Below are 15,000 nucleotides of genomic sequence, written 5' to 3'. Positions count from 1 at the left end.
GGATTACCTTTCAATATTAAATAAGAGACAAAAAATACGCGTTAAATTATACGTTATTTAACGCATCAACACAAAATGAACGAAACATCACTCATCTGATTTAAGCTTTTTCTCAAGGGCCTTAATGCGTTTATTTAAACCATCAATGCCAAGCGTCAATGCCGCTGTTTTGCGCCATTCTTTATTGGTTTGTAACGGAATACCGGAAGAATACACACCCGGTTCGGTAATCGGACGCATGACCATCCCCATACCGGTGACTGTCACTTGATCACAGATTTCCATATGCCCGTTAATCACGCTCGCACCGCCAATTAAACAATAACGTCCCACGGTTAAACTGCCTGCCATAATCACCCCGCCGGCGACCGCGGTACCCGTGCCGATATGCACGTTATGGGCAATCTGACAAAGGTTGTCGATAATCACGTTATCTTCAATCACGGTTGCATCTAATGCGCCACGGTCAATACAGGTACAAGCACCAATTTCCACGTGATTGCCGATAATCACTTGTCCGACTTGCGGGATTTTAATCCATTTACCGCGTTCATTGGCATAACCAAAGCCATCACTACCAATGACTGCGCTGGATTGAATTAGGCAGTGTTCACCAATTTCAACCTCATGATATACGGATACATTCGCCCAAAGTTGGGTGTGCGCGCCAATTTTGGTATTTTTACCAATAAAGCAATTTGCGCCAATCACCACGTTATCACCCAGCACAACGCCGGATTCAATAACACTATTTGCACCGATAGAGACATTTTCACCTAACAAAACGTCGTCAGAAATGACCGCACTTTTCGCAATTCCACTTGCTGCTTTGGGTGTGGTATCCATATATTGTGCTAATTTTGCATAGGCAACATAAGGATCTTTCACGATAAGCAAATTACTTTCTGGTGAACAAAATGCCACATCTGCTTCGGATACGACCAAAATACCCGCTTTTGAATGTGCCAGTTTCTCACGGAATTTGGCATTAGAAATAAATGTTAGCTGATGTTCATTCGCTTTATCTAAGGGCGCGATATTACTTACAACAACATCGGCGTTACCACGAATGGTAGCGCCGATTTGTTGTGCTAATTCTGAAAGAGAATAGGATCTCATTATTTAGCCTTCGCAGCTGCTGCGGAAATCGCTTTTAGAACATCATCACTGATATTTTTACCGTCTGCCGCAAAGACAACGGAACGATCATCTAACACGATAGTGTAGTGTTTTTCTTTTGCCACGGCGTTAGTTGCGGCTTGAATGCTTTCAACCAATTTAGAGGTTTCTTGGTTTTCGCGTTTTGCATAGTTATCTTGATAGATACGAACTTGTTGATCGTGTTCTGCCACTAACTTATTGATTGTCGCTTGTTCGGTGCTGGCGAATTTATTAATTTCATCTTCACGTTTTTTGATGTCGGCAGCGCGCAATTTCGGTGCATCTTTTTGTAATGCAGCGACTTTTGCTTCTACTTTTTTCTGTACATCCGCAATTCTTGCATCGACCTTTTTCTTGTTTTCTGTCAATTTTTCCACAGTCTCTTTGAATTCTGTTTCTAATTTTGCTGCGATTGCTTTACGTTCAGGGTGATTTTGGAAGAGATAATCTGCACTCACAAATGCAATATTTTCTTCTGTCATGGCTAAACGAGAAGTGAAAATTAAGATGGCTGAAATAAGAACAAGTTTGATGACTTTTTTCATGAGTAAAATTTCCTTTTTATAGATTAAAAAAATTAATTTGTGCCAATGCAACATTGGCACAAACAAGTGATTAGAGTTTATTAATTAACTTAAGTTCATTAAATTAGAATGAACCACCGACATTAAATTGGAATTGTTCAATGTCATCATTTTCGTATTTCTTAATCGGTTTAGCATAAGAGAAGATTAGCGGACCGATTGGTGATTGCCATTGGAAGGCAATACCGGCAGAAGAACGAATGCGTGACGGATCGCCATAATCAGGTAGTTTGGTGCTTAAGTGAGCAAATTGATTTTTCTCAGCTTTCCAATGCGTATCCCATACACTTGCGGCATCAATAAATAATGATGTGCGCACGGAGTTTTGGCTTTTTTCCGAAACAAAAGGTGTTGGCATGATCAATTCTACACTGGCAGATGTCATTGCATTACCTCCAACAATATCGCCGTTAAGTAGGCTATAACACTCGGATTTGGTGGTGACGCTAGCCGGGTTACAAGCGCGCGGATTGATATAAATCGCTTGTGGACCTACTGCACCGTAAGCAAAACCACGTAAACTACCGATACCACCTGCCGTATAGGTTTGATAGAACGGTAAACGTTTACCGCTTAAGCCATTAGCATAGGACGCCCCTAAACGACCGGATAATACCCAAGTTTGATCGCGATTTAGCGGATAGAATCCTTGAACGTCTGCATTGAGTTTATAGTATTTATTGTCAGCACCAGGAATGGTTACTCTTCCGCCAAAGGTGGCTTTGACCCCTTCGGTCGGCAAGAAACCACGATTTAAGCTGTTGTAGTTCCAACCGAAAGAAAAATCATAGTCATGGGAGCGGAATGCCCAGTTATCATAATTCATTGAGGCTAGGTAGAGCGCGCGGCTATATTCCGGCGTAATGTTTTTCAATTTATTATAAACATAGCCTAAACCCACATAATAGGAGTTATTTTCATTCACTGGGAAACCTAAGGTGACATTGCCACCGTAAGTTGTTCTTGTATAAGCGGCGGAATTGCTATTTTTTGAGTTGTCATAGTTTTCAAAGAAGACATTTCCACCCAAGCTCACGCCGTCTTTCGTGAAATACGGTTCGGTATAACCTAAGTTAACACTGGTTCCGTAGTCATTGCGGGAACCGGCAAGACTTAAGGATGATCCCATACCAAGGAAGTTCTCTTGTTTAATGCTGGCTTGATAGCTTAAACCGCTTTCCGTACCATAACCAACCCCGAAGTTAATGCTACCGGTGTTACGCTCTTTAACTTTGTACACCACATCCACTTCATCACTGCTGCCTTCAACCGGTTCGGTACGGCTTTCTACGGTTTCAAAAAATCCGGTACGATCTAACCGCACTTTACCGAGTTCGATTAAGTCGGTGGATAACCAACTGCCTTCTTGTTGACGCATTTCTTGGCGTAATGTGCTATCGGCAGTGACAGTATTTCCTTCAAAACGGATTTGGCGCACAGAATAACGTTTGCCGGCATCAACAACAAAACTTAAATTAACGCTTTTATCTTGATCGTCAAAATCCGGCTGTACACTCACTTGAGCACTACCATAGCCTTTTTCACCTAAAATAGATTTAATACTGTTTTCAACAGCGTGTACATCACTGCCTCGGAAATATTGATCAAGGTGAATTTGATTTAATGTTGGTGCCAACTGATCTTTCATACCGCCTAAATCACCGAGAATACGTGCGTTTTTCACCGTGTATTTATCACCTTCAGAAATATTAATGGTGACACGGGCTTCTGTTTTCTTATCATTTAATTGCACGTCGGTGCCGGTTACTTTCGCTTTGGCATAGCCATGGTCAAAATAATAGTTTTGAATGGCTTCGAGATCTTTGTTGAATTGGCTTGGATCAAATTTATTACCGAAAAGCTTCCACCACGCATCCGGTTGTAATTCCATTTGATCTTGCAGTTTGCTTTTACTAAAAACGTGATTGCCGACAAAATTGAGCTCTTTAAGCAACGCCACATCGTTTTCTTTAATTTGCAATTTAATTTCGGAACGATGATTCGGTAGCGGATTGACAATCGTATTCACTTGCGCATTATAACGACCAACACTGTGATAGTGATCTTCTAATGTTGCACGAAATGTTTCTAATTTTTCACGATTTAATAGCTCCCCTTTTTGGAAGCCGTTAGCATCTAAATTTTGTTTTAGTGCTTCATCCGGAATGGTTTTATTTCCTTCTAAAATTACATCGGAAATAATGGATTTCGGTGTAACTGAAATGACAAGCGTATTACCTTGTTGAGAAGCGCGAACATCATCATATTGACCACTTAAGAAAAGCGTACGTACGACATCGGCAATGTTGGCGTCGTTGATTTTTTGCCCAACTTGTACCGGTAAACTGGCGATAATACTGTTTTCAGTAGTGGATTGAACGCCATCAACACGAATATCTTGTACGACAAAGGTGCCGGCTAAAACACTCGTCGAACCAAATAAGAGGCTTGCAATTAAGAGTTTTTTCATCGTAAATTTTATCCTGTATAAAATACGTAATTAGTTATAAACGTAAAAAATCATTAATTAGTCCAAGTCCCATTAACATCAATAACAAGACAGTACCAATTCGATAACTCACATTCTGCACATGCTCGGAAACCGGTTTTCCTTTCAACGCTTCCATCACCAAAAAGACAAGATGTCCCCCATCCAGTACTGGCAATGGAAATAAATTCATAATGCCCAAATTAACACTAATTAATGCCATAAAACTCAGGTAATAAATCAGACCAATTTCAGAAGAGGCACCTGCCCCTTTGGCAATGGAAATTGGACCGCCTAAGTTATTCAAAGACAAATTGCCGGTGATTAATTTCCCGATGACTTTAATCGTTAACCAAGAGAGTTGAAAGGTCTTTTCTACCCCTTTTTGTAAGGCTTCAAGCATATCATACTTTAATTCAGTACGATATTCATTAGCCAAGGGATAAAAAGTCGGGGAAATTCCCACAAACCAGCGTTTTTTTTCATTCAGTTCTGGTGTAAGTGTTTTATCAAACCGCACACCATCACGTTCTACTTTTAGGGTTAATGGCTTGCCTTCTTGAACCTTTTCTAGAAACGTATGCCACTCAATTTTACTGTTATCCGACCAGTAGAGTTTATCGCCTTTTCGCAATCCTTCTTTTTCTGCCGGTGAATTTTCAGTAATCTTAGAGAGTATCATACCCACTTTACTTCTCACCGGTACAATACCGAGGGATCCGAACGCACTTTGTTTCTCAGGATCAAACGTCCAGTTGGATAAATCTAACGTTCTATGCTGTTCAATGTTGGAACCAAATTCCACTAACGTCAGATCAACTTTGCTTTCCCCTAATTTGGTGGCTAATAACATATTAATGGTTTCCCAATCAGGGGTTGAAACGCCATCAATTTCCGTAATTTGGGTGTTCGGCTGTATTTGTGCCATTGCAGCAATCGATTGGGGACGAACTTCATCGATTACCGGCTTAATACTCGGAATGCCAATGGAATAAACGAGAAAATAAGCAAAAATGGCAAACAAGAAATTGGCTAACGGACCGGCGGCAATGATAAAAGCACGTTGAGCGACCGTTTTATGATCAAAGGCCTGTGATTTTAAGGTCTCAGGCACCTCTTCATTGCGTCCGTCCAGCATTTTGACATAGCCCCCAAGCGGAATGGCTGACACCGCAAATTCTGTTCCTTGTTTATCAGTACGCGACCAAATGACTTTGCCAAAACCAATAGAAAAACGATGAACTTTCACACCGCACTTTCGTGCCGCCCAGAAATGGCCATATTCATGCACCGTCACTAAAACGGCAATCACAATCAAAAATGAAACGGTTGACCACAAAAATGACATATCGCCAATCCTATAAGACAAAGAAATAGAAGTAGGCAAAGAATGGAACGGCAGCGGTTAAGCTGTCAATGCGATCCAAAATGCCGCCATGCCCCGGAATTAAATGACTGCTATCTTTGATACCGCTTTGGCGTTTAAACATACTTTCCGTTAAATCGCCTAAAATAGAAATGGCAACGGTTGCCACTGACAAAGCAATAAAGGCTTCGGACGAGACATTCGCAGTCAAACGTTGTTGTGCTATATTCACAAAAATGGCTGCAACAATGCCTGCCATCACCAAACCGCCAATCGCCCCCTGCCAAGATTTTCCAGGAGAAACTTTCGGTGCCAATTTGTGTTTACCAAATTTACGACCGACAAAATAAGCACCGGAATCCGCTACCCAAACCAAAACAAATACATACAACAACAGCATAATGCCGTGATAAGGCGCTGCCACATAATGATCTAAACGTAACAATAATACGCCGATTAAAAATGGGATAAGGGTAAAGAAACAGAAAAAGAATTGTAAGACGGAATGTTTGCCCCAAACGGCACTACTTTTCGGGTAAGTCACCACAAAAAATAATGCCACCAGCCACCAAATAACTGCGCCCAATAAAATCGGCTGTGCATACAGTTCAAATACACGGCCGGCATCTAAATAATTGCCTTCCCCATAGATCCAGAGGAATAAAAAGGCAGCACTTAAGCCGGTGATGGCATAGCGCCAAAAGGTTGGTTGTTTGAAATTAAAGAACTGGGTCCATTCCCAAACACCTAATACCACAACAACGCCCAAGGCGAGAGCAAAATAATAAGGTGAGAATAAAAATAACGCCGTAAAGACAAGGGCAATTAACACAATTGCCGAAATAACTCGTTGTTTAAGCACAATATATTCCTCAATTATTCGGTCCCGCCAAAACGGCGATGACGTTGTTGATAAGATAAAATCGCCTGATGAAACTCGGCCTCGTTAAAATCCGGCCACAGTACATCAGAAAAATATAGTTCCGCGTAGGCTGTTTGCCACAATAAGAAATTGCTAATGCGTTGTTCACCGCTGGTACGAATCAATAAATCCACTTCAGGCTCATCTTTCGTCACCAAATGTTGTTGCAATAAAGCTTCGTTAATATCTGCAACAGTGATTTGTTGCATTTGAACCTGTTCCGCCAACTGCTGTGCCGCCTGAACGATATCCCAGCGCCCGCCATAATTTGCGGCAATATTTAACGTAAGTGCGGTGTTATTTTCCGTTAATTTTTCCGCTTTTTTGATTTTTTCCTGCAAGCCTGCACTAAAACGGGAAATGTCGCCTAAAATTTTCAAACGAATGTCATTTTTATGCAGTTTTTTCACCTCAAAATCAAGCGCTTGCATAAATAAATTCATCAATGCACTCACTTCCTGCTCGGGGCGGTTCCAGTTTTCACTGCTAAACGCATATAAGGTTAAATATTTCACCCCAATTTTGCGGGCATAAGACACGGCTTCACGTACTGCCGCCACGCCGTTTTTATGTCCAAAAACGCGCATTTTTCCTTGTTGCTTCGCCCAACGCCCGTTGCCATCCATGATAATCGCAACGTGTTGCGGAATATTATTCCGATCTAATTCTGTCATTATCCCTTCTCAATGCAAAATATCAGTGTGACCAATGTGCCAATTGTTGTCGTGCATATTCACGAGCAGCACGATCCACCTCCAGCACATCATCAATCTGTTTGATTTGTTGCGACGGCATTTGTTCCACGACAGCCTGATTCAGTTTGGCAATATCCGTAAATTTAATTTGGCGATCTAAAAAGGCTTGTACGGCCACTTCATTCGCCGCATTCATGGCAGTAGTTGCATACTGTCCTGCTGCAAAAGCCTCTATCGCCAATTTCAAACAAGGATAACGTTGATAATCCGGCGCTAAAAAAGTCAGCCCATTTAATTGGTAAAAATCTAACGGAGCGACACCGGAAAAAGTGCGGTGCGGATACGCCATGGTTTCCGCAATCGGTGTGCGCATATCAGGGTTCCCCATTTGCGCAATAACGCTGCCATCAATGTAGCGTACCATGGAGTGAATAATGGACTGCGGGTGAATAATGACTTCCATTTCATCGGTTGTCGCATTAAACAACCAACGGGCCTCAATATACTCCAATCCCTTGTTCATCATCGTTGCGGAATCCACAGAGATCTTCTTGCCCATAGACCAGTTAGGATGCGCCACCGCCTGTTCCGGTGTAATACCGTCAAATTCTCTTAAATCCGTATAACGGAAAGGCCCACCCGAACCGGTCAGCACGATTTTACTGATGCCCAAATCTGCCAACGGGCAAAATCCAATGTGTTGTTGAGCCTGCGGAGGCAACGATTGGAAAATGGCGTTATGTTCACTGTCCACCGGCAATAATTGCGCGTCATAGCGTTTTACCGCATCAATAAAAATCTGGCCGCAAGTGACCAATGCTTCTTTATTTGCCAGCAGAACTTTTTTGCCGGCTTTCACTGCCGACAACGTTGGCAACAATCCTGCCGCACCAACAATCGCTGCCATGACCATATCTGCTTCGGGATGTGCACTTAATTCACAAATGGCTTGTTGACCGGCAAATACTTGGGTTGGAAGCTGATGTGCTGCCAATTTTTCACGCAGTATTTTTGCAGAATGTTCATCTGCCAAAGCAATAAAGTGCGGTCGAAATTTCACGCATTTTTTAAACATCGCATCCACATTGGAACCCCCGACTAAAGCAAACGCCTCATACTTTTCCGGATTGTGTTCAATCACCGAAAGGGTGCTATTACCGATGGAACCTGTCGCGCCAAGAATCACGACCTTTTGTTTGTTTTGCATAAAATTTCAACCGCACTTTGTCAATTTTTCGGGCTGTATGAAAACCTCATCCGCCCATATAAGAAAAGACGCAGTAAGGCACTGCGTCTGATGTTAACCTGTTTTTATGATTAGAAATCGAGTAATTCTTTTTCTTTTTCCGCTAACACTTCATCGACTTTTTTGATGAATTTATCGGTAATTTGTTGAATTTCGGTTTCAGCTTTGTGCTGATCGTTTTCACTGATTTCTTTGTCTTTTAGCAAAGCTTTGATTTTATCGTTCGCGTCACGGCGTACGTTACGAATTGCTACCTTACCTTGCTCGCCTTCTGATTTCACAATTTTAATCAAATCACGGCGACGTTCTTCTGTTAACGGTGGAAGTGGCACACGAATCGTTGTACCGGCAGAAGATGGATTCAAGCCTAAGTCGGAGGTTAAAATGGCTTTTTCTACCGCTTGAATCAATGAACGATCAAACACAGTTACCGCTAAAGTACGAGCATCTTCTGCCACCACGTTGGCTAATTGACGTAATGGTGTGGCAGAGCCGTAATAATCCACTTGAATGGCATCCAACAAACTTGGTTGCGCACGGCCGGTACGAATTTTTGCAATATGGCCTTTTAACGCTTCAAGGCTTTTTTCCATGCGGTCTTGCGCATCTTTTTTAATGTCGTTAATCACGATAATTCCTTCTCTATTAAATAAATCAAACCGTTAAACTAGTCTTTTGCACAAATGAGTGTGCCTTCTTGCTCGCCGGTAATCACGCGACGTAGCGCCCCCGGTTTACCCATATTGAACACGCGAATCGGCATACCGTGATCGCGAGCTAGGGTAAAGGCTGCTAAGTCCATGACTTGTAATTCTTTATCAATCACTTCGGCATAAGTAAGGTGCGGATAAAGCATGGCATTTGGATTTTTTGCCGGATCGCAATCATATACACCATCCACTTTCGTTGCTTTTAACACAACGTCCGCTTCAATTTCGATACCGCGTAAGCACGCAGCTGAATCCGTGGTAAAAAACGGACTGCCTGTACCGCCGGAGAAAATGACAACGCGTTTTTCACGCAACATTTTGATGGCTTCAGACCAGTTGTAAGTATCGCAAATGCCGTTTAATTGAAATGCCGACATTAATTTTGCATTCACATCCGCACGGAAAAGCGAATCACGCATTGCCAAACCGTTCATAACGGTAGCAAGCATCCCCATATGGTCGCCGACCACACGGTTCATCCCTGCTTTGGCCAATTTAGCACCGCGGAATAAGTTGCCCCCGCCTAAGACGACACCCACTTCAACACCCATTTCAACCAGTTCTTTGATTTCTAACGCAACTCTATCAAGAATAGACGCATCAATGCCGAAACCCTCATCGCCTTGTAAGGCTTCTCCGCTGAGTTTTAACAAAATTCTTTTATAAATAGGTAGGCTCATCTTTTTTCCTTTTGTATTAGCAAAAAATCGGCTTATTTTACTGGATCTTACCTGTTCTGTGAAGTGAACGACCCAAAATCACCTAAAAAAACAACCGCACTTTTGCTCCGATAAAATCTTGTGAAACAAAGTGCGGTCATAAAAATGCGCGTTTCTCGTTATGTGAAACTCCACAGTAACAAGGCCAATAACTGTGGCGAAATGATCCGCAAGAACATCGCCAGCGGATACACGGTGGCATAGGATAACGCCGCAGCACCACTGTCTTCTTTAATCGCATTCGCAAACGCTAATGCCGGCGGATCGGTCATGGCGCCGGCAAGCACGCCACACAAAGAAAGGTAGTTCAATTTGCTGTATAAACGGGCAATAACGGCGGTAATGAGTAAAGGCACTGACGTAATAATGATGCCGTAGCCCATCCATTCCAGACCACTTCCATTTAATAAGGTATCCACAAAACTGCCGCCGGATTTTAACCCTACAACCGCCAAGAACAAGACAATACCCAACTCGCGTAACGCCAAGTTAGCACTTGGCGGCATGAACCAATATAGCTTACCAATCGTCCCGATACGCGCCAAAATCAATGCAATGACTAACGGCCCGCCGGCTAAGCCCAACTTTAACGCCACCGGAAAACCGGGAAGATAAAAAGGAATCGAGCCGAAAAGCACACCCAAGCCAATACCGATAAATACCGGTAACATTTGCACTTGTTGTAATTTTTGTGCTGCATTGCCGATCACCGAAATGGCATTGTTCATCACATCGGTGCGTCCCACCATATGTAATACATCACCGAACTGCAACGTCGTATTGGCGGTCGGCACCAATTCCACGCCGGCGCGGTTTAAACGAGAAATCACGACGCCGTATTTTTGATGAATGCCCAGCGATTTGATTTTTTTCCCTAAGACTTTTTCGCTAGTTACCACCACCCGTTCAGAACGAATATCGCCACCGGCGGTCGTCATTTTCACGGAAAGCTCATCGCCAATAATTAAGCGCATTTTTTGTAAGGCTTCGTTTTCCCCCACCAAATGCAATACATCATCTAAATGAATTTCCGTATCCGCTTTCGGAACACAGAGATTATCGCCACGTTTTAAACGGGAACACACCACATCGCCGGCACCGAACCCCGGTACGGCAATTAAACGCAAGCCATCCAAATTTTTATTTGTGACTTTAATGTCCATGGTGGTCAAGGTTTCTTTGTCTTGTCCGCTTTCACGCTGAAAATGTTGTTCTTCTTCATCAATTTTCACATGGAAACACAAACGCACTAACCACATGGTCAGCAAAATGCCACAAATTCCGAAAGGGTACGCCATGGCGTATGCCATCCCCATGCTTGCCGTGGTGCTGTTGCCTCCAAGTTCTGACAAAATTTGCTGCCCTGCACCCAGAGAAGGCGTGTTAGTTACCGCACCGGAATAAATCCCTAAAATAATGTCTAACGGCACATTGGCGAATTTGTGGATGCCAATTACGGTCAGCCCACCCAGCAAGACAATCAAAAATGCAAAACCGTTCAGTTTTAACCCTGAACGGCGCAACGAGGAAAAAAATCCGGGGCCGACTTGAATCCCGATGGTGTAAACAAACAGGATCAAGCCGAATTCTTGCACGAAATGCAATGTGTGCGTATCCAACGCTAAGCCGTATTGTTGGGTAAAATGCGCCACAATAATGCCGCCGAATAACACGCCGCCGACCCCGAAACCGACGCCTCTGATCTTCCAATGGCCTATCCATAAACCGATCACGGCAACCAAGGCGAGTAGGCTAATGGTAATCGCAATATCGCTCATAACGACCTCAATGTAATATTAACTAAAAAGGATTATAGCAAGTCAGTTTTCGGGTTGCTGAGAAAAAGCGAAAAAATGTCGCCTCAATCACATTTTTCCTTGCCTAATAAGAAAATCTTTTTAAAATGAACCGCACTTTCATTTCGATAAATTTAAATACCATGGCCAAAAAATCCCCTCCTCAAGATCCGAATTATGCAAAAGAATTAGCCAAATACGACAACCCCATTCCCAGTCGGGAATTTATTTTGCAGATTATCCGTACGCATAATGCGCCCATGACGAAAGAAGAAATTTTTGTCGCGTTGGGCATCACGGATGAAACACGACAAGAAGCCATGCGCCGTCGTTTACGCGCCATGGAAAATGACGGTCAGTTGATATTCACCAAACGCAAATGCTATGCCTTACCGGAAAAACTGGATTTGATTAAAGGCATGGTGATTGGACATCGAGAAGGCTTCGGTTTTTTACAAGTGGAAGGCAAAAAAGACGACTTTTTTATTCCCAACGTGCAAATGCAGAAAGTCATGCACGGCGATTATGTGTTGGCGCAACCTAACGGATTTGACCGCAAAGGTCGTCCAGAAGTGCGCATTGTGCGGGTGTTGGAAGCGAACAAAAAACAAATTGTCGGTCGTTTTTTCCTTGAACAAGGCATCGGTTATGTGGTGCCCGACGACAGCCGTATTACACGCGATATTTTAATTCCTGATAACGCCCGTCTTGGTGCCCGCATGGGGCAAGTCGTTGTGGTAGAACTCCATCCGCGCACAGCGCCCTTTTTCCAACCTATCGGCAAAATTACCGAAGTACTGGGTGACAATATGGCGAAGGGCATGGAAGTGGAAATTGCCATTCGTAAACATGATATTCCCCACAGTTTCCCAAGTGCGGTGGAAAAACAACTTAAAAAATGGGCTGAAGACGTGCCTGAAGAGGCTAAACGTGGCCGTGTAGATTTGCGTGACTTGCCGTTAGTGACCATTGACGGCGAAGATGCACTCGATTTTGACGATGCGGTATTTTGCCAAAAACAAGGCAAAGGCTGGAAACTTTGGGTCGCCATTGCTGATGTGAGCTATTACGTTCGACCGAAAAGCGCATTGGACACGGAAGCCTATAATCGAGGCAATTCTGTCTATTTCCCAAATCGCGTCGTGCCGATGTTGCCGGAGAAACTCTCCAACGGCTTATGTTCGTTAAATCCACAAGTGGATCGCCTGTGTATGGTGTGTGAAATGACGATCTCTGCCAAAGGCAAAATGACGGATTATCGATTTTACGAAGCGGTGATGAATTCCCATGCCCGTTTAACTTATAACAAAGTGGCAAAAATACTGGAAAAAGACACCGCACTTTGTGAACGTTATGCATCCTTAGTCCCTCACTTACAAGACCTGCATGAAATGTATCGGGCATTGGTAAAAGCTCGCCAACAACGCGGCGCCATCGAATTTGAAACTATTGAAAGTAAATTTATTTTCAATGCGTTGGGACGTATTGAACGTATTGAGCCGGTCGTGCGTAACGATGCCCATAAAATCATTGAAGAATGTATGATTTTGGCAAATATTGCGTCTGCCAACTTAATGGCGAAACATCAAGAACCGGCGCTTTACCGTATTCATGCCGTGCCCGGTGAAGAAAAACTTACGGCATTTCGCAGTTTCTTGGCGGAATGTGGCTTGAGTCTATCCGGTGGGAATAAACCGACACCGACGGATTATGCACAGCTACTTGAACAGATTAAACCACGCCCGGATCACGAATTGATCCAAACCATGTTGCTACGTTCTATGAGCCAAGCGGTTTATAGCGCCGACAACATCGGTCACTTCGGTTTGGCATTAGAAGAATATGCCCATTTCACCTCGCCGATTCGTCGTTATCCGGATTTGACGTTACATCGTGGCATCAAATACTTATTGGCGAAACAAAAGGGTTCTAAACGTAAAACGACCGACACCGGCGGATATCATTATCAACTTGATGAAATGGATCTCTTTGGCGCGCATTGTTCCTCCACAGAACGTCGTGCCGATGATGCCACCCGTGAAGTTGCTGATTGGCTAAAATGCGAATACATGCAAGATCATGTGGGCGAAGAATTTGATGGCGTCATTTCTTCCGTGACCGGTTTCGGCTTCTTTGTTCGTTTGAATGATCTGTTTATCGATGGCTTAGTGCACATTTCCGGTTTGGCGAATGACTACTACTTATTCGATATGCCGAAACAACGTCTGATCGGTGAAAACAGCGGCATGATTTTCCGTCTCGGTGATGCGGTGAAAGTGCGTGTAGAAGCCGTGAGTTTAGAGCAAAAACAAATTGATTTTTCCTTAATTTCAAGTGAACGCAAGCCGAAACGTAGTGGTAAAACGGCACGAACGAAAGCCAAGAAAGCGGAAGTCAAAGCGCCTAAGAAAACAACAAACCAAAAGGCAAAAATAAACAAAAGTGCGGTCAAAAAAAGTCACGTTTCTAAAATGAAACCCAAAGCCGCCAAAACGAAGAAGGTAAAGAAAAAACATGAGTGAAACAATTTATGGTATCCACGCAGTAAAAGCGTTTGTCTCTAATCACCCGGAACGTTTAATTGAAGTGTTAGCGTTAAAAGGCCGAGACGACCAACGTTTACAGCCTTTGATTAATGAAATTCAACGACTTGGCATTTCCGTTCAATTTTTAAATCGCCAAACCTTGGATAAAAAAGCGGAAGGCGAAGTGCACCAAGGCATTATTGCGCGAGTGCACCCGTTACCGGAATTAAATGAGCATGATTTGGATCGTTTACTCGAAATACGCAACGCGCCTTTATTATTGGTTTTAGATGGCGTCACCGATCCACATAACCTTGGTGCTTGTTTGCGAACGGCAGATGCAGCAGGCGTAACTGCAGTGATTGTGCCAAAAGATAAATCTGCCCAACTCAATTCGACCACGCGAAAAGTGGCGTGTGGCGCAGCAGAAAATGTCCCGCTTATTCGAGTGACTAACCTTGCCCGCACCCTGCGTGATCTACAAGAGCGACACAATGTATGGATTGTTGGCACCGCCGGTGAAGCCACCGAAACTCTCTATCAAACCAAGCTCACCGGTGCCCTGGCATTGGTCATGGGAGCAGAAGGCGAAGGCATGCGCCGCTTAACTCGAGAGCATTGTGATCAACTCATCAGCATTCCAATGGCAGGTTCGGTTTCTTCCCTCAATGTCTCCGTGGCAACCGGTGTTTGTTTGTTTGAAATCGTCCGCCAACGGTTAGCAGTGTGAACAAGCGGAAGAGATTAATTGCCTCGATTTTGGGTTAGTTTTCCCAGTATCGAGGCGT

At 43.5% G+C, this 15,000-nt stretch carries 12 protein-coding genes; 2 read left to right on the top strand and 10 right to left on the bottom strand.

Annotated features, from left to right (window positions below; all coding sequences use genetic code 11):
* Positions 1–87: 87 nt before the first annotated feature.
* The 10 genes from lpxD to HMPREF9065_RS06695 all read right to left on the bottom strand — a co-directional run bounded on the left by lpxD (position 88) and on the right by HMPREF9065_RS06695 (position 11,669).
* Positions 88–1,119, bottom strand: coding sequence for a UDP-3-O-(3-hydroxymyristoyl)glucosamine N-acyltransferase (gene lpxD, locus HMPREF9065_RS06650; protein WP_021615693.1), 1,032 nt, complete (start codon positions 1,117–1,119; stop codon positions 88–90).
* Complete coding sequence (locus tag HMPREF9065_RS06655; RefSeq protein ID WP_033002447.1) at positions 1,119–1,706, bottom strand: OmpH family outer membrane protein; 588 nt, start codon at positions 1,704–1,706, stop codon at positions 1,119–1,121. Before HMPREF9065_RS06655 ends, lpxD begins: the two co-directional genes overlap by 1 nt.
* 103 nt (positions 1,707–1,809) lie before the next feature.
* Positions 1,810–4,215: an outer membrane protein assembly factor BamA gene (gene bamA, locus HMPREF9065_RS06660; RefSeq protein ID WP_021615691.1), complete on the bottom strand. Its 2,406-nt coding sequence runs from the start codon at positions 4,213–4,215 to the stop codon at positions 1,810–1,812.
* Between the two features lie 34 nt (positions 4,216–4,249).
* Complete coding sequence (gene rseP, locus HMPREF9065_RS06665; RefSeq protein WP_021615690.1) at positions 4,250–5,581, bottom strand: sigma E protease regulator RseP; 1,332 nt, start codon at positions 5,579–5,581, stop codon at positions 4,250–4,252.
* 10 nt (positions 5,582–5,591) lie between these two features.
* Positions 5,592–6,461 (bottom strand): phosphatidate cytidylyltransferase, encoded by an 870-nt coding sequence (locus tag HMPREF9065_RS06670; RefSeq protein WP_021615689.1) that lies wholly within the window; start codon positions 6,459–6,461, stop codon positions 5,592–5,594.
* Positions 6,462–6,475: 14 nt separating this feature from the next.
* The gene (gene uppS, locus HMPREF9065_RS06675; protein WP_021615688.1) at positions 6,476–7,195 is read right to left on the bottom strand and encodes a polyprenyl diphosphate synthase; all 720 of its coding nucleotides are present in this window, start codon (positions 7,193–7,195) and stop codon (positions 6,476–6,478) included.
* Positions 7,196–7,217: 22 nt separating this feature from the next.
* Positions 7,218–8,423: a 1-deoxy-D-xylulose-5-phosphate reductoisomerase gene (gene ispC, locus HMPREF9065_RS06680; protein WP_021615687.1), complete on the bottom strand. Its 1,206-nt coding sequence runs from the start codon at positions 8,421–8,423 to the stop codon at positions 7,218–7,220.
* Positions 8,424–8,533: 110 nt separating this feature from the next.
* Entirely contained in the window at positions 8,534–9,091 is a 558-nt protein-coding gene (gene frr, locus HMPREF9065_RS06685) for a ribosome recycling factor (protein ID WP_006716863.1), read from the bottom strand.
* Between the two features lie 38 nt (positions 9,092–9,129).
* On the bottom strand, positions 9,130–9,852 hold the full coding sequence (pyrH, locus tag HMPREF9065_RS06690) for a UMP kinase (RefSeq protein ID WP_021615685.1): 723 nt from the start codon (positions 9,850–9,852) through the stop codon (positions 9,130–9,132).
* A 158-nt stretch (positions 9,853–10,010) separates the two neighbouring features.
* On the bottom strand, positions 10,011–11,669 hold the full coding sequence (locus tag HMPREF9065_RS06695) for a putative transporter (RefSeq protein ID WP_021615684.1): 1,659 nt from the start codon (positions 11,667–11,669) through the stop codon (positions 10,011–10,013).
* Positions 11,670–11,830: 161 nt separating this feature from the next.
* On the opposite strand from HMPREF9065_RS06695, the gene rnr reads away from it, so the two are divergent.
* A complete protein-coding gene (gene rnr, locus HMPREF9065_RS06700; RefSeq protein WP_021615683.1) occupies positions 11,831–14,209 on the top strand; it encodes a ribonuclease R in 2,379 nt (792 codons plus the stop codon).
* The gene (gene rlmB, locus HMPREF9065_RS06705) at positions 14,202–14,942 is read left to right on the top strand and encodes a 23S rRNA (guanosine(2251)-2'-O)-methyltransferase RlmB (RefSeq protein WP_021615682.1); all 741 of its coding nucleotides are present in this window, start codon (positions 14,202–14,204) and stop codon (positions 14,940–14,942) included. Before rnr ends, rlmB begins: the two co-directional genes overlap by 8 nt.
* The last annotated feature ends 58 nt before the right edge of the window (positions 14,943–15,000 follow it).

It is taken from the genome of Aggregatibacter sp. oral taxon 458 str. W10330 (genome assembly GCF_000466335.1).
In the GTDB taxonomy this organism is placed as follows: domain Bacteria; phylum Pseudomonadota; class Gammaproteobacteria; order Enterobacterales; family Pasteurellaceae; genus Aggregatibacter.
This window is presented reverse-complemented; position numbering and strand designations above follow the sequence as displayed.

Excerpts from the sequence above, each read along its gene's own strand:
- lpxD (WP_021615693.1), bottom strand. The coding sequence starts at position 1,119 with ATGAGATCCTATTCTCTTTCAGAATTAGCACAACAAATCGGCGCTACC.
- HMPREF9065_RS06655 (WP_033002447.1), bottom strand. The coding sequence starts at position 1,706 with ATGAAAAAAGTCATCAAACTTGTTCTTATTTCAGCCATCTTAATTTTC.
- bamA (WP_021615691.1), bottom strand. The coding sequence starts at position 4,215 with ATGAAAAAACTCTTAATTGCAAGCCTCTTATTTGGTTCGACGAGTGTT.
- rseP (WP_021615690.1), bottom strand. The coding sequence starts at position 5,581 with ATGTCATTTTTGTGGTCAACCGTTTCATTTTTGATTGTGATTGCCGTT.
- uppS (WP_021615688.1), bottom strand. The coding sequence starts at position 7,195 with ATGACAGAATTAGATCGGAATAATATTCCGCAACACGTTGCGATTATC.
- ispC (WP_021615687.1), bottom strand. The coding sequence starts at position 8,423 with ATGCAAAACAAACAAAAGGTCGTGATTCTTGGCGCGACAGGTTCCATC.
- pyrH (WP_021615685.1), bottom strand. The coding sequence starts at position 9,852 with ATGAGCCTACCTATTTATAAAAGAATTTTGTTAAAACTCAGCGGAGAA.
- HMPREF9065_RS06695 (WP_021615684.1), bottom strand. The coding sequence starts at position 11,669 with ATGAGCGATATTGCGATTACCATTAGCCTACTCGCCTTGGTTGCCGTG.
- rnr (WP_021615683.1), top strand. The coding sequence starts at position 11,831 with ATGGCCAAAAAATCCCCTCCTCAAGATCCGAATTATGCAAAAGAATTA.
- rlmB (WP_021615682.1), top strand. The coding sequence starts at position 14,202 with ATGAGTGAAACAATTTATGGTATCCACGCAGTAAAAGCGTTTGTCTCT.